The organism is Kiloniella sp. EL199 (assembly GCF_900313065.1).
In the GTDB taxonomy this organism is placed as follows: Bacteria; Pseudomonadota; Alphaproteobacteria; order Kiloniellales; family Kiloniellaceae; genus Kiloniella.
This window is the reverse complement of sequence record NZ_OMPU01000011.1, coordinates 78,760-96,253: the sequence shown is the minus strand read 5'-3', so window position 1 is coordinate 96,253 and position 17,494 is coordinate 78,760. Positions and strand designations below refer to the sequence as shown.

16 protein-coding genes are annotated in these 17,494 nt (G+C 46.7%); 5 read left to right on the top strand and 11 right to left on the bottom strand.

Translation table 11 applies throughout. The features are described 5' to 3' along the window. The first annotated feature begins 44 nt into the window (after positions 1 to 44). The gene (locus D9A03_RS13660; protein WP_254055051.1) at positions 45 to 503 is read left to right on the top strand and encodes a nucleoside deaminase; all 459 of its coding nucleotides are present in this window, start codon (positions 45 to 47) and stop codon (positions 501 to 503) included. A gap of 55 nt (positions 504 to 558) precedes the next feature. Here D9A03_RS13660 and purD read toward each other — a convergent pair whose 3' ends face one another. After that, positions 559 to 1,839 (bottom strand): phosphoribosylamine--glycine ligase, encoded by a 1,281-nt coding sequence (purD, locus tag D9A03_RS13655; RefSeq protein ID WP_120497782.1) that lies wholly within the window; start codon positions 1,837 to 1,839, stop codon positions 559 to 561. A gap of 216 nt (positions 1,840 to 2,055) precedes the next feature. Here purD and xseA point away from each other — a divergent pair, with 216 nt between their 5' ends. After that, complete coding sequence (gene xseA / locus D9A03_RS13650; protein ID WP_120497781.1) at positions 2,056 to 3,651, top strand: exodeoxyribonuclease VII large subunit; 1,596 nt, start codon at positions 2,056 to 2,058, stop codon at positions 3,649 to 3,651. A gap of 53 nt (positions 3,652 to 3,704) precedes the next feature. After that, the gene (locus D9A03_RS13645; protein WP_254055050.1) at positions 3,705 to 4,481 is read left to right on the top strand and encodes a M23 family metallopeptidase; all 777 of its coding nucleotides are present in this window, start codon (positions 3,705 to 3,707) and stop codon (positions 4,479 to 4,481) included. Between the two features lie 38 nt (positions 4,482 to 4,519). On the opposite strand, the gene D9A03_RS13640 is transcribed toward D9A03_RS13645, so the two are convergent. The 10 genes from D9A03_RS13640 to D9A03_RS13595 form a co-directional block, all read right to left on the bottom strand. Next, positions 4,520 to 5,434 carry a lysophospholipid acyltransferase family protein gene (locus D9A03_RS13640; RefSeq protein WP_120497779.1) on the bottom strand — a complete coding sequence of 305 codons (915 nt, stop codon included), beginning with the start codon at positions 5,432 to 5,434 and terminating at the stop codon, positions 4,520 to 4,522. After that, a complete protein-coding gene (gene lpxK, locus D9A03_RS13635; protein ID WP_120497778.1) occupies positions 5,431 to 6,435 on the bottom strand; it encodes a tetraacyldisaccharide 4'-kinase in 1,005 nt (334 codons plus the stop codon). The genes D9A03_RS13640 and lpxK overlap by 4 nt, the downstream gene beginning before the upstream one ends. Next, positions 6,422 to 7,186 carry a lysophospholipid acyltransferase family protein gene (locus D9A03_RS13630; RefSeq protein ID WP_120497777.1) on the bottom strand — a complete coding sequence of 255 codons (765 nt, stop codon included), beginning with the start codon at positions 7,184 to 7,186 and terminating at the stop codon, positions 6,422 to 6,424. The genes lpxK and D9A03_RS13630 overlap by 14 nt, the downstream gene beginning before the upstream one ends. A gap of 33 nt (positions 7,187 to 7,219) precedes the next feature. Next, positions 7,220 to 9,028: an ABC transporter ATP-binding protein gene (locus D9A03_RS13625; RefSeq protein WP_120497776.1), complete on the bottom strand. Its 1,809-nt coding sequence runs from the start codon at positions 9,026 to 9,028 to the stop codon at positions 7,220 to 7,222. A 50-nt stretch (positions 9,029 to 9,078) separates the two neighbouring features. Continuing rightward, on the bottom strand, positions 9,079 to 10,425 hold the full coding sequence (locus tag D9A03_RS13620; RefSeq protein ID WP_120497775.1) for a TldD/PmbA family protein: 1,347 nt from the start codon (positions 10,423 to 10,425) through the stop codon (positions 9,079 to 9,081). Between the two features lie 223 nt (positions 10,426 to 10,648). Further along, positions 10,649 to 12,322: a 2-isopropylmalate synthase gene (leuA, locus tag D9A03_RS13615; protein ID WP_120497774.1), complete on the bottom strand. Its 1,674-nt coding sequence runs from the start codon at positions 12,320 to 12,322 to the stop codon at positions 10,649 to 10,651. A 444-nt stretch (positions 12,323 to 12,766) separates the two neighbouring features. Beyond that, positions 12,767 to 13,228, bottom strand: a complete 462-nt coding sequence (locus tag D9A03_RS13610) for a PAS domain-containing protein (protein ID WP_120497773.1) — start codon at positions 13,226 to 13,228, stop codon at positions 12,767 to 12,769. A 19-nt stretch (positions 13,229 to 13,247) separates the two neighbouring features. Beyond that, complete coding sequence (locus tag D9A03_RS13605) at positions 13,248 to 14,759, bottom strand: UbiD family decarboxylase (protein ID WP_120497772.1); 1,512 nt, start codon at positions 14,757 to 14,759, stop codon at positions 13,248 to 13,250. 9 nt (positions 14,760 to 14,768) lie between these two features. After that, positions 14,769 to 15,218 (bottom strand): NfeD family protein, encoded by a 450-nt coding sequence (locus D9A03_RS13600; protein WP_120497771.1) that lies wholly within the window; start codon positions 15,216 to 15,218, stop codon positions 14,769 to 14,771. 5 nt (positions 15,219 to 15,223) lie between these two features. Then, the gene (locus D9A03_RS13595; protein ID WP_120497770.1) at positions 15,224 to 16,195 is read right to left on the bottom strand and encodes an SPFH domain-containing protein; all 972 of its coding nucleotides are present in this window, start codon (positions 16,193 to 16,195) and stop codon (positions 15,224 to 15,226) included. A gap of 291 nt (positions 16,196 to 16,486) precedes the next feature. Here D9A03_RS13595 and D9A03_RS13590 point away from each other — a divergent pair, with 291 nt between their 5' ends. Next, complete coding sequence (locus tag D9A03_RS13590; RefSeq protein ID WP_120497769.1) at positions 16,487 to 16,699, top strand: DUF4170 domain-containing protein; 213 nt, start codon at positions 16,487 to 16,489, stop codon at positions 16,697 to 16,699. 12 nt (positions 16,700 to 16,711) lie between these two features. Then, the gene (locus D9A03_RS13585; protein ID WP_120497768.1) at positions 16,712 to 17,473 is read left to right on the top strand and encodes a hypothetical protein; all 762 of its coding nucleotides are present in this window, start codon (positions 16,712 to 16,714) and stop codon (positions 17,471 to 17,473) included. Positions 17,474 to 17,494: the final 21 nt, after the last annotated feature.

The window sequence follows — 17,494 nt, the reverse complement described above, 5'->3', positions numbered from 1 at the left end:
TCGAATGAGAGTTCTTTACTATGGAACTGAAACAGAAATCAAAGATGTGTAGGAAGCCAGGCGAAGCTATGGCACTTGCTTTGGAGGAAGCCCAAAAGGCTGCCGAGGCTGGTGAAGTGCCTGTTGGGGCGGTGGTTGTTGATCGTGATAGCGGGCTGGTTTTGGCGCAAGCACATAATCGTGTCGAACGCGATCATGATCCGACTGCGCATGCTGAAGTTCTTGCAATACGTGCTGTGGGAGAGCAGCAAAACAGTGCCCGACTGAGAAACTGTGATCTCTATGTTACGTTAGAGCCATGCCCGATGTGCGCAACGGCAATTTCTTTTGCCCGTATCAAGCGGGTTTACTACGGTGCATATGATCCCAAGGGCGGCGGTGTAGATCATGGTCCCAGAGTTTACGAGCATTCAACCTGTCATCACGCCCCCGAAGTGTACGGGGGGATTCGTGAAAAAGAATGCGCAGAAATCCTCAAGGCCTTTTTTCAGAGCCGCCGATAAGCCGCAAAACCTTGTATCTTTACAAATACAGTTTCATATTACTTCGAGTAACCAATCAGGTGCTACGTGCCAATTCTCGCCATCCGATATCGCGACGGCAAAAACCTTGATCCCATGAGATTTTATCCACGGCCTGATAGGCTTTTTCCTGTGCTTCTTTGATATCAGATCCCAAAGCAGTTACACCCAGTACGCGTCCACCAACAGCTTGCAGGCTGCCGTCATCACCTCTGGCTGTACCAGCATGGAAAACTGTAACGGCTGAGTCAGAACCTGCGTCTTCGACACCTTTGATGACAGTGTTTTTCTCGTAGGATGCTGGGTACCCTTTTGCAGCCATGACGACCAGCAGTGCTGTTTCATCATGCCATTCGAGCTTGATATCCTCTAGGTTTCCCTGTGCTGAAGCCAAGAGGGCAGGGAGGATGTCTGATTTAAGGCGAAGACAAAGTGCCTGACATTCAGGATCACCAAAGCGGACATTATATTCTATTAATCGTGGTCCTGTTTCGGTTAGCATAAGGCCAGCAAAGAGAACGCCTTTGTATACGTGGCCTTCTGATTTCATGCCTTCAATTGTCGGCTTGATGCACTGTTCGAGAACCTGTTGTTCAAGTTCCGGTGTCAAAATTGTCGCCGGAGAGTAAACACCCATGCCGCCTGTGTTCGGGCCGGTATCGCCTTCGCCAACACATTTGTGATCCTGTGCAGATGCGAGAGGGAGATAATTTTCGCCATCGGTCAAAACAAAGAAGCTGACCTCTTCACCTTGCATAAATTCTTCGATGACAACTTCTGCTCCTGCGGCACCAAATGCGCGCCCGGATAGTGCTTCTTCAACGGCTGTGTGAGCTTCTTCCAATGTCATGGCTACGGTAACGCCCTTACCAGCCGCAAGACCATCGGTCTTGATCACAATTGGTGCCCCTTGTTCGTCGAGGTAATTTTTTGCAGCGGCAAGATCTGTGAAACGTTGATAGCTGGCGGTCGGTACATTGTACTTCGCGCAGATATCTTTCATGAAGCCTTTTGATCCTTCCAGCTCGGCTGCTGCGGCTGTTGGGCCAAAGGCGGGAACATTAATAGCGTTCATGCGATCGACCAGGCCGTCTACAAGCTGAGCTTCCGGACCAACGACAACAAAGTCGATGTCATTCTGTTGTACAAAGGCAATCAGGCCATCCAGATCTCCGGCCTTGATGGGTAGACATTCTGCAACATCGGAAATACCTGCGTTTCCGGGGGCACAATAAAGCTTTTCGCACAGGGGGGACTTGGCTATAGACCAGCACAGGGCGTGTTCACGGCCACCAGATCCAACGACGAGAATTTTCATTTTATGCTCCCGAATATTAGGGTCAATTAATCTGGCAAGCTTATGCCCTATCCACTCTCAAAATACCAGAACTTGTCGGGAAAAGTTTTGTTAAAGGCACCGTTTGCGAAGTTGATCATTACGGGGGGATTTGTTTTCATCAAAGAGACAAGAAAATACCGCGTAAACAACGATTGCTCTGTCGACTTTGCAGGGGTGGATGTTTAGGATAGCGGAATGAATGATTTGTTTTCTACACCCCAAGTTAAATCAGCAACGCCAAAACCTGCTGGTAAGCCAAGTAACCCGACAGAGACACGTGGGAATAATGCGCCTGCATTAAGCGTTAGCGAGATATCCAATTCTATCAAGCGGGAACTTGAAACCCGTTTTGATCGCGTACGTGTCCGTGGGGAAATTTCAGGTCTGAAGCGTGCGGCATCAGGGCATATTTATATGTCTCTGAAAGATGAGAATGCTGTTTTGAGTGTGATCTGCTGGCGAGGGCAGGCAAGTAAACTGTCTGTTGATCCTCAAGACGGTCTGGAAGTCATCGTTACCGGTCGAATTACCAGTTACCCCGGAAGGTCTAACTATCAGATTGTTATTGATAGTATGGAAGTTGCCGGTGAAGGCGCTCTGCTAAAGCTTTTGGAAGAGCGTAAAAAAAAGCTGGCTTCCGAAGGGTTGTTTGCAGATGACCGCAAGCGCGTTATCCCGTTCTTGCCAGAGGTAATTGGTGTTGTAACGTCACCTACGGGGGCGGTTATTCGTGATATCATGCACCGGTTGTCGGATCGCTTTCCTCGACAGGTTTTGGTTTGGCCTGTGTTGGTTCAAGGTGACGGAGCAGCAGAGCAGATTGCCAGAGCAATTGATGGGTTCAATGCATTGGATCCTAATGGTGATATCCTGCGCCCGGATACGCTGATCGTTGCGCGTGGTGGTGGTAGCCTCGAAGATCTTTGGGCCTTTAACGAAGAAGTTGTGGTCAGAGCCGCGGCTAATTCCAAAATCCCGCTGATTTCTGCTGTGGGGCATGAAACGGATACAACGTTGATTGATTTTGCATCTGACAGACGTGCGCCTACCCCGACAGCTGCGGCTGAAATGGCCGTGCCAGTGCGGGCAGAGTTGATCGGCGAGGTTCAGAACATCGGGCGACGGATTTATGCTGGCGCAAATCGTTTGATGGGAGAGCGCCGGATGCAAGTCGAAGCACTTGCAAGAGGCCTTCCGGATCCGAGGCGTTTGATAGAGGAAAAGACCCAACGTTTGGACGATCGAGTAGAACGTATGCGTAATGCCATGAAAGGCTTTTTACGTCATCAAACATCTGAATTGTCCGAACTCTCAGCGCGATTACCCCATCCGAAGCAGCAAATTTTATTGGCATCGCACCAACTATCAGCATTGAGCGATCGGTTTTCGGGAGCCAGTGAACAGATTGTTCCCTTACGTCAATTCGAAATGGAAAAACTTGATTCCGGCCGACGTATGGCATCTGCAACGGCTCTACGTCTGGAACGCGCAAAGAATGAAATCAGCTCATTGGACCGTGTTCTTGAAGGCGTTTCCTATAAGAATGTCTTAAAGCGTGGTTTCTCTGTTGTTCGAGGGGCCGACGGGAATGTTCTTGCAGCTACTGATATTAGCGATGGCACGAAACTAAATATCGAGTTCGCGGATAATGCTGTTGTTGAGGCTCTGGCTGGTAGCACCAATAGTATTGGTGGTCCATCTGGTTCTCAGGCACAAAAATCAAAACCCCAAAAAACACCGAAGAAAAAGAGATCTGAAACACAAGATAATGCCCAAGGAAGCTTGTTATAATGAGGCTTTTACTTACTTTTTTCTTTATACTTTTAGCCACGATTTCAGGAGTGGTGTCTGCCGCATTTTCTGATGAAAACTATTCTATACAAGGAGAGTTTATTCAAGGCGGGATCATTATTGGTAAAGTACCAAGTGGTACAAAGGTTTTCCTGAACACAGAAGTATTAAAGGTTTCGGAACAAGGGGATTTTGTTTTTGGGTTTGGGCGAGATACCGAGGGAAGCGTTGAACTGAGTGTTCATGAGCCGAATGGTGATATTCATGTCGAAAACTATAAAATTAAAAAACGCGACTATGCAATTCAGCGAATAGAAGGCGTTGCCCAAAAGTATGTGTTGCCACCGAAAGAGGTCTCAGATCGCATAAGCCGTGATGCAGCCATTGTTGCCAAAGCAAGAACATCAAACTTTGATGAACCTATGTATGCCAAGGGTTTTATCTGGCCCGCTAAGGGGCGGATATCCGGTGTGTATGGAAGTCAGCGCGTTTTTAACGGCGTTCCCAAGCGTCCGCATTATGGTGTAGATGTCGCAGCACCTGTAGGGACGCCTGTTGTTGCTCCTGCTCCCGGCATTGTGACATTAGCTGAACCCGATCTCTATTATTCCGGCGGAACTATTATTCTTGATCATGGGCACGGTTTGTCGTCAACATTTTTGCACATGGACAGTGTATCAGTGAAAGTTGGTGATTTCTTGGCGCAAGGAGGCCTATTGGGGACGGTGGGGGCGACCGGAAGAGTTACAGGGCCTCATCTCGATTGGCGTATGAATTGGTTTAAAGAAAGGGTAGATCCAGAAACTCTTGTTGGGCCAATGCCACAGTGAAAAACAAAGACATACTACAACAGCATAAGCTTTAGTTTTTAGCTTAAATTACTTTCTTTCAATTTTTTGTATGCATCTTTCGGCCAGCGGCGGTGGAGCCATAACCAATCACCGGGTTTCTCTCTAATCCAGCTCTCTATAATAGAATTCAGTTCTGTCATTCCTTTTAGTCCTGCTTGATCCCGACTGGTTTCATTTGGAAAGTCGATGGCAGAATGACATACGAGGTGGAAACTCGCAGGGCCAGTTCTTATGCACTGAATGGGAAAGACAACAGCGTTTGGTTTGCTGCCAAGAAGGGCGGGCGCGGCAGGTGTCATCGCTGGGATACCAAAGAAGGGTGTTTCAATGCCATCATTCATTTTTTGATCAGCGAGAATTCCAACGGCAGATTTGTTTTTAATGGCTTTCAGGGAAGCCCGGGCACCTTCAACGCCTTTGGCTGCTGAAATGTTTCCAGTAGAGGTACGGATCTTATCAATGACAGCAGCAACAAGCGGGTTATTGGGTTGACGAACAATAATTGTTTGCGGGTAGCCACGTAGCGCGGCAGTCATGGGGAGAACTTCCCAATTACCGATATGGGCGCCGACAAAAATCAGAGCCTTATCTTTAACTTCCGGCGCTTCAAATTTCTCAATCCCATCGACGGTTATATAATCGCGATCAGTACGGACGATTTCTTTTAAGTGCGGATATTCAAAAATAACACGGCCAAGGTTATCCCACATATCGCGGATAATCTGTTTGCGTTCTTTCTCTGATAATTCTGGCATGGCAAGACGCAAATTGAGATCCGCTTTACGCGTTATGCCCAGGCGCGGACCAATTGTTCGTCCTAAAAATCCACCAAAGTTAGAGCAGGCTTTGACAGGAAAGAGGCCGACCAGACAGAGCAAAAATCGAAACCCGAGGGCTTCAATTTTGTGGCGAAAGGTGACGTCTCTTGTCATGTGGTTCCTGTTAGCTTGCTCAAAAGGGAATTTATGAATTGTGGATTATCCCATACGGCGCGAATGGGCAAGTAAGAGATTGCCTCTTTAAATTTGTCAGGGATTTTTACGAAATCTTTCTCTGTCGTAAAAATAGCACCTGCCCCCATTTCTTTGGCAAGGGACAGGATCTTGTTGAGATCACCTTCTGTATATCGGTGATGATCAGGAAAATCTTTGGTCTCACATACATCTACAGCAAGGTTTGCCAGTGTGTCGTAGAATTTTTGTGGATAGCCAATTCCAGCAAAGGCAAATACCTTCTTGTTTATGAGCCTTGATAAACAGGTTTCATCGGCAGGTGTTATTATGACACTGGAAACTTCTTTTCCTGTAAAAACGTCTGACAACTCTTCATTAATCGTGTCATTAGGTTGCTTGATAACAAAAACAGCATCAGCACGTTTTAATCCATTGTGAATGGGTTCTCGCAGAGGCCCGGAGGGGATCAGGCGTCCGTTAGAAAAACCGATTTTGTTATCGACGACGAGAATTGACAAGTCTTTCTGAAGTGAAGGATTCTGAAAACCATCATCAAGAAGGATAATATCGGCTCCGTCTTTTATAGCTGCTTTAGCCCCATTAACTCTGTTTTTGCTGATCCAGATTGGTGTGCTTTGTGAACTGGCAAGCGCCATCATCAAAGGCTCATCCCCTACATCGTGCGCAGAATGGTGGGATGGCGATACGCGCAAAGGCCCTTCTTGCTCACCGCCATATCCACGGGAAACGATATGTGGATTTTTTCCTGCTTTTTTAAGTGTGTCTGCCAAAGCAAGTGTAATAGGGGTTTTTCCACTTCCACCAGCCGTTAAATTGCCCACACAGATAACAGGAACGTCGAGCTTTATTGGATTAGAAAGTTTTTGACGTAGTATACTGCCAAGATAGTAAAACCCGGACAAGGGGAGTAAGAAAGTGCTTATAAAACCACGACTTTTCCAAAACTCAGGTGTTTGCATCTGAGATCTCTTGGATTGTATCTGATTGTGTGCTTGGTTCCTGAATGGAGATAGGATCAGGATAAATCAGATTTTGCCGAAATGACTGGTCAGCCATTTGTGTTAGCTTGTTTAACTGATCTTCCAATTCCAAGCGGTATTTTTCCTGCTGTTCCTTGGATGCATCCCTTTCAACGTAAATCGGCGTTCCCCAAATAATAACACCCTTGGTAAAGGGGGCGGGTAGAACAAAACGATCCCACGAATTAAAAACTTTGCGACTGGCAACGGTTCCTGTGACAGGAAGTATCGGGCGTCCGGTCATTTGTGCTGCTTTGATTGCGCCGGTTTTTGCTCGCATTCTTGGCCCTTTGGGACCGTCAGGGGTAATGCCTATGGCACCGCCTTTATCAAGTGTCCGTTTAAGGTTAACCAATGCAGTGGCTCCACCCCTACGACTGGAACCTTCTACTGTACTGAAGCCGAGATTTTCAATGGATTTCGCAATAACACGACCATCTCTGTGGGCCGAAATCAGCATATGAAATTTGCTGCGATCACTGCCTTTCCAGGCGTTGAACATCATGATCATACGCGCATGCCAGAAACATCCGATGATGTTCGAATCTCCCTCCAGATATTTACGGGTTTCATCGGGGACTATTTCCTGCCAGCGCACAGTACTGCGCACAAGCGAGATATAGCTAGAAATCAATCTGGCAATCAGGTTCTGGAAAAAGGTTGAACGGAGTATCCGTTTTGACAGCTTCATACTATTCTTTAAGCATACCTTTTCATGGGCTGTTTAAGCAGGCAGGGAAACATCATTGTCTGTTTGCGCTTCTTCTGCAAACTGAAGCGCATATAACTTTGCATAGGTTCCTGATTTTTCCAGTAACTCGCTATGGGTGCCTTCTTCTATAATTCTCCCTTTATCCATTACGTAGATCATGTCTGCGTCGATAACCGTTGAAAGGCGGTGTGCAATGACAAAAGTCGTCCGGCCTTTCATCAGGGTATTGAGCGCTGTTTGAACGTGCCGTTCTGATTCTGTGTCCAGGGCTGAGGTTGCTTCGTCCAAGAGCAATACCAGAGCATTCTTTACCATTGCGCGGGCGATGGCGATACGCTGGCGTTGGCCGCCTGATAGTCTTGAGCCTCTGGGACCTACCTGAGTATCATATCCTTCGGGCAGGGAAAGAATGAAATCATGCGCATGTGCATTTTGCGCTGCTTCGATGATTTCTTCGTCGCTTGCGTCGGGTTTCCCATAGGCAATGTTGGCCCTTACAGTATCATCGAATAGCTGGATTTCCTGACTCACCAAAGCTGTTGCCTGTCTGAGGCTGCTTAAACTCACATCGCGGACATCTTGACCGTCAAAAGTGATTTTACCTTTGGTAATGTCGTAAAATCTGGGAATGAGATTGAGAATGGATGTTTTGCCTGCACCTGAAGCTCCAACAAGGGCGACCGTCTTACTGGCTTTTGCGGTTAGATTGATGGCTTCGAGAGCAGGTGTATTGTCATCGTAATTGAAATGAACATTTTCGAAGACTACATCGCCTTTTGTTATTTCCAGTTCTTTGGCCCCTGAAGCATCTTTGATGCTCGGTTCGCTATCAAGAATGGAATAAACACGGTGGGCGGCTGCCAATCCTGTCTGCATGTTTGCATTAAGCTTGGACAGTTTCTTTATTGGTTCATACGCCAGTAGAAGGGCCGTTATGAAAGCAAAGAAAGACCCGGGGTCTTTAGTCCCCTGTATGACTTCGTTTCCGCCGTAAAGAATAACAATTGCAATGGCAATACCACCGAGTGTTTCCATGATGGGTGAAAGGATAGAACTGGTTCTTGCTGCTTTCAGGTTCAGGCGTAGGACTGTCAGAATTGTCTCCGAAACACGTTTGGTTTCGTGGTCTTCCATGTTGTAGGCTTTTACATGGCGAATGCCTTGAAACGCTTCGTCCAGTCGTGTGGTTAAAAGCCCCATGGACTCCTGTGTATTCGTGGAAACCTTGCGGATTCTTCGGCCTGTTTTGGCGATTGGCAGAATTGCAGTTGGAAAGGCAGCAAAAGCAATGGAAGCCAAAAGCCAATCCTGATAGAACATCATGCCTATAAGGCCGACGGCGGTTAAGGTGTCCTTACCAATGGATGTCAAAGTGTTAGAGACCACACCTTTGAGCATATTGGCATCGTTCATAAATCTGGAAACCAGATTTCCCGGAGATTCTTCGTGAAAATAGGCAAGGTCGGCGCGCATCAGTTTTTTAAAAAGCTGCTCTTGAATTGTTGCGATAATTTCCAACCCGACGTGTTGCATCAGCATCGACTGGGCGTATGTTGCCGCACCTTTCACAAAGAAAATACCAACAACACCCAAAGCGATTGGCAGGAGTAATTCTTCCTGACGTTTCAGGAATATATCATTGATGATAGGTTCCATCTGCTTGGCGAGCATAACCGTTGAGCCGGCAACAAATGCCATAGCAACCAACGAAAATCCTATTTTGACGAGCTGTCCGGAGACGTAATCTCTAAACAGGCGTTTGATTAGAAATTGTGTGGAGGCATCCCCTAATTTCATTTTGTTCGATTTTGTGCTCGACATTTTTGCCTGTATCAATATGGGAAGAACATTCTTAATCGTTTTGTGATCAGTTAGTTGCCCGCGACGGTCATGCCATCAATACGAATTGTCGGGGCATTGCTGCCATAGCGGAAAACAAGGTCATTCGCGGGAGTAAGATTTAAGAACATATTCTTGAGGTCACCAGCAATTGTCGCCTCTGATACAGGGTAAGAAATCTCACCGTTTTCAATCCAGTATCCGCCAGCACCGCGGCTATAGTCACCTGTGAGACCATTTACACTGGACCCCATCATTTCGGTAACAAAGAAACCCTGTTTGATATCTTTGATTAATTCAGCCGGGGACAGCTTGCCTGCTTCCATATAGAGATTAGTTGGTGCAGGAGAGGGATTTCCAGATGTCCCCCGTGACGCATGGCCTGTGCTTTGCAAGCCAAGCTGTCTGGCGGAAGACAGGCTGAGGAGCCATGTTAGAAGCACACCATCTTTGATGATGTTCTGTTTTTTATTGCCCAAACCTTCACCGTCAAAAGGTTTGGATCTTAAACCCCGGTGAAGATGGGGATCATCAACAATATTTATGCCATCAGCAAAGATCTTTTTGTTCAATGACTCTTTGAGGAAGCTGGTGCCTCTGGCAATTGCAGGGCCGGTAATGGCACCGATCATATGCCCCATAATACTGGACGAAACACGAGGGTCATAAACGACACTGATATCGTTCAAGGTATCTGGTTTCCTGGGGTTTAATCGCTTGATGGCTTTTTCAGCGGCATTCTTCCCGATTTCAGTTGCGCTGGTTAGATCGCTTCCATAAACGGCGCTTGAGAAATCGTAATCCCTTTCCATTGTCTCTTTTTCTCCTGCGAGAACTGAAACTGAGATGGAGTGTCCAGAGGATTTATAAGCGCCAGAGAAACCATTGGAAGCGGCAAGAGCGATAGAGGCTTCGCCCCAGGATGCTTCCGCTCCACCGGAATTGGTAATGCCTGCAACACTCAAAGCAGCTTCTTCGCATTCTTTAGCGCGATTAATGAGTTCGTCTGCGGAAGGTTCTACTGCATCATAAATGTCTAGCTGAGGAAAAGACTTTGTAATCTCGTCTTCGCCTGCAATTCCGGCGTAGGGATCTTCTGGTACAACCCGTGCCATAGAGACAACACGCTCAACCAGTTCATTTATCGCAGCTGGTGAAGCATCACTGGAAGAGACGACAGCGTTTCGCTTGCCAATAAAAACCCGCAAGCCGAGATCATTACTTTCTTCCCGTTCCAGCTTCTCCATCTTCCCAAGACGTTGGGCATGAGAAACAGATACTGATCTGAACATCAGGGCATCAGCTGCGTCAGCACCGGCGGCTTTTGCTTTTTTGATCAAATCTTCTAGCAGGTTCTGTGAGTCACTGGACGAAGGCATAAATCTTCCTAGCTTTATAAAGTTATGGCTACATATATAGGCTACCAACAAGAAGTGATAAAGCCGCAGAACCTGGATTATTTCGATTCAATAGCATAAAAATGTGGTCTCGTTTTTTGCGAGCTATAGAAAAAGTCTCATTCTTCGACCAATAATCCAGTAAAAACACAAACAGCGCCAGAAATCTGACGCTGTTTGTGATATGAAAATATCGAGATTGTATCTAGTTTTCCAGGATTTGGTTGGTGGCAGAGACAATCGCCTTGATTGAAGCGACGGTTGTATTTGCATCAATACCAACACCCCAAACGGTTTCACCTTCTGAGGTTTTCAATTCCAGATAAGCGACGGCTTTTGCGTCTGATCCATGGGTCAGAGAATGTTGATGATAGTCCTCTACGCTCAGGCGAACGCCCAGGTTTTCGGCAATAGCATCTGTGAATCCAGCAACAGGACCATTTCCTTTCCCTGTAATTTCTTTTGCTTCACCAAAATGATTAATCTTTGCCGTTAGATGGCGAATCTCGGCCGCGTGTGTATCTGGCACGGTTGTATGAGACAGGAACTCGACCGGCGATGTGGTACGCAAATAGGCTTTCTCGAAACTGTCCCAGATGATTTGAGGAGTGATTTCCTTACCGGTAGTTTCGGCGATATTCTGGATTTTTTTCGAGAAATTTACTTGCAGATCACGTGGAAGGTCCATGTGGTAATCATTCTGCATGATGTAGGCAACGCCGCCTTTACCAGATTGGCTGTTGATGCGAATGATTGCTTCGTAACTCCGGCCAATGTCTTGAGGATCAATTGGCAAATAAGGGACTTCCCACTGATCCGAATTATTTGCTTTCAGAGCCAACATGCCTTTTTTGATGGCATCCTGATGAGAACCAGAAAAGGCTGTGTAGACCAACTCACCAACCCAAGGATGTCTGGGGTGAACAGGAAGCTGGTTACAGTATTCCGCAGTTTCCTTGATCTTATTGATATCTGACACATCAAGTTTGGGATCAATGCCTTGTGTCATCATGTTCACGGCAAGAGTAACCAGATCAACATTACCTGTACGCTCTCCATTACCAAAAAGAGTACCTTCTACGCGATCAGCACCTGCCAACAGGCCTAATTCTGTCGCCGCAATGCCCGTACCTCTATCGTTGTGTGGGTGCAGAGAAATAATAACCGAGTCACGATTTTTGACGTTGTTACAGAACCATTCAATCTGATCGGCATGCACGTTTGGTGTGGACATTTCCACAGTTGCGGGCAGATTCAGAATGACTTTGTTTTCCGGGCTGGCTTCCCATACATCCATGACAGCTTCACAGATATCGCGCGCGAACGGCATCTCTGTACCGGTAAAACTTTCGGGTGAGTATTGGTGTACAATCTTTGTATCCGGAACTGTTGGGATCAGTTCCTTGATCAATTTTGCGCCAGCAACGGCGATATCGATAATACCCTGTTTGTCTTGTCTGAAGACAACACGTCGCTGTAGCTCGGATGTTGAATTATACAAATGTACAATGACACTTTTTGCACCGCGAATACTATCAAATGTTCTACGAATCAAATGCTCTCTTGATTGTGTCAAAACCTGAATAGTAACGTCATCGGGGATCATGTCTTCTTCGATGAGGGTTCTTAAAAAATCATAATCGGTCTGTGATGCAGAAGGGAAACCGACTTCAATTTCCTTGAACCCCATATCCAAAAGCATCTTGTACATTTTCAATTTACGGGTGGTGTCCATTGGCTCGATCAGAGCCTGGTTGCCATCGCGTAAATCAACGGAACACCAAATAGGCGCGTTTTCTATAGTTTTCTCAGGCCAGGTGCGATTGTCCAATTTGACAGTTTCAAATGGCTGATAACGTTCGAACGGCATTTTGTTCATTGTTTTATTCTTTCTATGTTTCGGGGCGCTCTCAAAGTCGGGCGCAACATCCGAATAATTAAATCTATAATAATGGTTATGGTTTCAGCGGCAACAAGTACGATCACCGAGGGCCGCTTAAAGGCCGCGATGATCGTCAATAAGTCGCAAAGCACCGAGGAGTGAGCGGCAGAAATTGCGCTCTAACTGATTCAGTTGAGGCTGTCTTCTTGTTAAATTCCTGGGGGCCATGTCAGGGCACCCTGTCATATTGTGTGATGAAGTAAACATCTTGCGGTTCCAGTTAATTCCGAGCTGCGAATAGCATAAACCCCGACTCTCTCAATTAGGAGGCCGGGTTCATAAGTCGCTCTAGTAGGCTCAGAATTTTTCCGCTTTTTGTCATAGGCATTAAGATGCGTTGCATTTTATCCGGGGTCAAGTCAAGAATTGGAAATAAGCTGGTTAGTGTAACTTGCTGTGGTCTTTCAGGAAATCAACACCGATGAAAAGCATGTTGACGTTTTTGCCATCGGCTGACAGCGGCAGAATAATATCTTCGATGAATTTGAACTCTTTATATTGGCCGAGATAAGGTGGGTTGGCAATCACGGGATGTTTGTTGATGACGGCATCTTCCAGAAATCCCCAAAGCTTGCTGGGTTTCTTCTGACGTGGAATTTGTGACATCCAGGACCCTGTCGGGTTCTGGCTTATGTGCCGTACGATTTCTGAACCAACCAATCTGTATCTGAAATCCAAAGGTTCGGCCTGGACTTCATGAATTAAGATATTTGGTAACAGGTGACCGAGGTCTGCAGGATCAAGGTCTGCACGTGCAGGCATCAATCTGTCGCCTTTTTGCTGGTTCCAGTATTGATAAAGTTCAAAATTCTTAACAGATTTCAGGTTCTGTGGATCAAACACTTAATTCGCTTTCAGTACGTCATTTCTTCCAGATGGCTTTACCTGAACCGGGAAGACCTAGATCGGACCACATATCATCGACTTTATCGATAATATCTTGATCCATTCGAATTTCTTCACCCCACTCACGTTTGGTTTCCGGTTCCCATTTATCAGTTGCATCCAGACCAATTTTGGACCCCAAGCCACTCTCAGGTGAAGCAAAGTCGAGATAGTCGATTGGCGTCCCTTCAATTACGGTAATATCCCGAGCCGGATCCATCTTAGTGGATACGGCCCACATCACATCTTTCCAATCGCGGGCATTAATATCGTCATCTACGACAATAACCCATTTTGTATACATGAATTGGCGCAGGTATGACCATACGCCCAGCATGACACGCTTGGCATGCCCGGGATATGCCTTCTTCATGGATACAACAGCAATCCGGTAGCTACATCCTTCGGGGGGCAACCAGAAATCAGTGATTTCTGGAAACTGTTGCTGAATGAGCGGGATGAAGACTTCGTTCAAGGCTTCGCCCAAAACGGATGGCTCATCCGGTGGACGCCCTGTAAAGGTCGAAAGATAGATTGGATTTTTCCGCATGGTGATAGCGGTCACAGTGAAAACGGGGAAAGGTTCTACAGAATTGTAGTAGCCTGTGTGGTCACCGTAGGGACCTTCGTCACCGTATTCATCAAGGCTGACAAAACCCTCGAGAATGATTTCTGCGTTTGCCGGAACCTTGAGGGGGACCGTTTTACAATCAACAAGCTCAACTTTTTTTCCACGTAACAGGCCAGCAAATTGATATTCTGAAAGTGTATCTGGTACTGGTGTTACGGCGGCGATGATTGTTCCGGGGTCCGAGCCAAGAACGACAGCAGCGGGCAAGGGGTCAGGCTTTTGGTTCTTCCAGCGGGCATAGTGCTGTGCACCACCACGATGTTTGAGCCAGCGCATCAACGTTTTGTCTTTGCCAAGAACCTGCATCCTGTAGATGCCAAGATTGTAAACATCTGTTTTTTCGTCGCCGGGGCCCTTGGTTACTACCAACGGCCAGGTAATAAGGGGAGCAGGCTCTCCGGGCCAGCAGGTCTGAATTGGCAGTTTTGCCAGATCGATATCATCGCCCGTTAGAACTACTTCCTGACAAGGGGCGGATGATACGCTCTTGGGCTTCATTGCCATCACTGTCTTCAAGAGTGGCAAATTGCTCCAGGCTTCTTTTAAACTTGCGGGTGGTTCCGGTTGGCGAAGGAAAGCGAGGGTCTCGCCGACTTCTCTTAGTTGTTCCGGTGTACGTTCCATGCCAAGGGCAACGCGCTCAACCGTTCCAAAAAGGTTGACCAGGACGGGCATGCCATAAGTCGTTCCGTCCTGGTGCACGACGTTTTCAAAAAGGACTGCGGGTCCTTCTTCTGCCAATAACCTTGTTTGTATCTCGGTCATCTCCAGTTCAGGAGATACCGGATGTGAGACTCTGACTAAGCGACCTTGATTTTCAAGGTGAGAGATAAAATCCCGTAACGAGGCGTATGGCATTGTATGAAATCATGCTTCTTCTGGTTCAACGATCAAGGCAGTGCCTTCAACGCTGGTTATACTCACCTTCGTACCTTCAGGTAAATCCCTACCTTTGATTTTCCAGATAACGCCATTAACTGTTTCCCGGCCCATACCGTTTTTGAGATCAGCTGTAAGGGCGAAACTATGCCCAATCAGGTCTGACCCACGCTTGTTCAGGTTGGGATTATCAGATGCAGGTGGGTTCTTGCGTGCATAGATACGCCAGACCGCCACGGACACGACAGAAAGGACTGCGAAAATAATAATCTGCTTTTCCCAGAGTAAATCCGGGAAAATATAGAGGAGTCCGCCAACGATCCCAGCAGAGATTCCCATCCACAAGGCAATGGCGCCGGGTGCAAATACTTCAACAGCCAACAGGAACAGGGCAAAAACCCACCAGTACCAGAATTCGACGCCAGATAGATCTACCATCTAATTTAAGCTCCATCTTTGTTATCTGTGGCCCAAGGTGATTTGGATGATGACGTGCTGTCGTCACCAAGAGCCGTTTTCGCCAATTCGGCAACACCTGCGATAGAGCCAAGAATGCCAGTGGCTTCCATCGGCAAGATCATGGTTTTCTGATTTGGTGAATCTGCAAATTTTCCAAAGGCTTCGACATATTTTTGAGCCACAAAGTAGTTGATGGCCTGAATATCACCTTCGGCGATGGATTTTGATACTGATTCAGCTGCCTTCGCTTCGGCTTCAGCTTCACGTTCACGGGCTTCAGCATCACGGAAGGCAGATTCTTTACGACCTTCTGCTTCTAGAATTGCGGACTGTTTAAGACCTTCTGCACGAAGAATTTGTGCCTGGCGAATACCTTCGGCTTCGAGAATATTGGCGCGTTTGTCACGCTCTGCTTTCATTTGTCGGGCCATGGATTCAACCAAATCAGCAGGGGGGGTGATATCTTTAATTTCAATACGTGTGACTTTTACGCCCCAAGGTGCTGTTGCCTCATCAACGACGGTAATGAGCTCGGCATTAATCTTGTCTCGTTTTGAGAGAAGTTCATCCAAATCCATGGATCCCATAACAGTACGAATATTTGTCATGGTCAGGTTTAAGATTGCACGCTCAAGGTTTCTGACCTCGTATGCAGCCATGGCGGCATCAAGAATTTGATAAAATACAACGCCATCCACCTGAACCAATGCGTTATCCTTGGTGATAACTTCCTGAGACGGGACATCCATAACGGTTTCCATCATGTTGAGTTCGGCACCAACACGATCAACGATGGGAACAATCAAGTTCAACCCCGGACTAAGGGTTTTGGTGTATCTACCAAATCTCTCAATGGTGTATTCAGTGCCCTGGGGTACGGATTTCACCCCCATAAGAACAAGTATAACCGCGAGCACGACGACCGCGATGGCAAAAATGGAAAAAGCCGAAAGCATGTTAACCCCTTGTATGAATTTTTAAATTTATACAACCTGTACAGTGATTATACCCAAGCTACGCAAAATTAAAATTCTTAAAAATCAGGCGGAATCAGCAATCTTTCCGTTATATTGCCCCTATGTTTATTGGGGATTTTTGGTTACGGTTTTTTAATACGATGAGATCATTTGTTTTATTTGTAGAATTTTCTGAATTTTTTTCTATTACTCTTTTGTTAAGGGGCCTATAGTACCCAGAAGTGCGTATGTACCGAGACAATTTCGGCGATTTGTATAGAGTAAACAGTAATGGCACAGTTTTTTGTGGTAGGCGGCGAATATGCAGATACTTCTTTCTGCGAAGCCGTTGGGGGGGACGAAGAGTGGATCGGCCCGTTTGCAGATTATGAATCCGCAAAAAAAGAGTGGTCACGCAGAGCGTGGCTTACGGTCGATGAGTGCACAACGCGTTTCCGGATTGAGAGAGTCGATAAAGACGCTCCGCCGCCCTGTACTGACTAGATAACGTATCTTATGCCCTGGGAACTGCCGTGTGACCAGAGTGATAGGCTTCGCTTGGCAAAGGGGTATCCCTTTGTTGCTCCTGAAACGTCGTATCTATTTATAGATGGGCGAAGCGAGAGTTTTTACAAAGTTGCAGAATCCAACATATCTCTTTCTGATCGAAAGGCCGTTATTGCGCATGGTTCTAATCGCGCGCCGGAACAACTCGCCAGAAAGTTTGTCGGGCATCCTTCCGGGCAGGATCCGATTCCCTTAACGGCAATTTGGCTGCATGATCACGATGTAGTGTATTCCGCACACGTTGCTCGTTATGGGTCAGTTGCTGCCGAGTTAGTGTATTGCCCTGGAACCAGTGTGCAGGTTTTTTTGACGTGGTTAACCGCGGATCAATTACATCGTATGCATGATACCGAGTTGCCGGGCGGTAACTATTCCTATGGGCATATTGATTGCCGATGGGAATCCCTCGAGGGTTTGGATTTGCCTACCGATCCCAACAGTCTTGCTGTCTATCGAAGCTCGTTTGGCGCCTTGAATTTTCAGGGGGAACCACTTGCCTTAAAGGCACTACCAACAAAGAATCGTCGTTATCGTTCTTTTGACCAGGAAGAGGTTCTCAGAGTGGTTCATAAAGGACATGGGAAAGATGATGATCTGGATGCAGCGATCTTGAAATCTATTGAAATATCACAATACCGAAAGAAAGTTGTGGAAGCTGTCAGAAAACAATCATTGGATGTTTTCCATCCTTCCTATAGTATATCATTTTAATGCACGCATTCATTGCAGGAG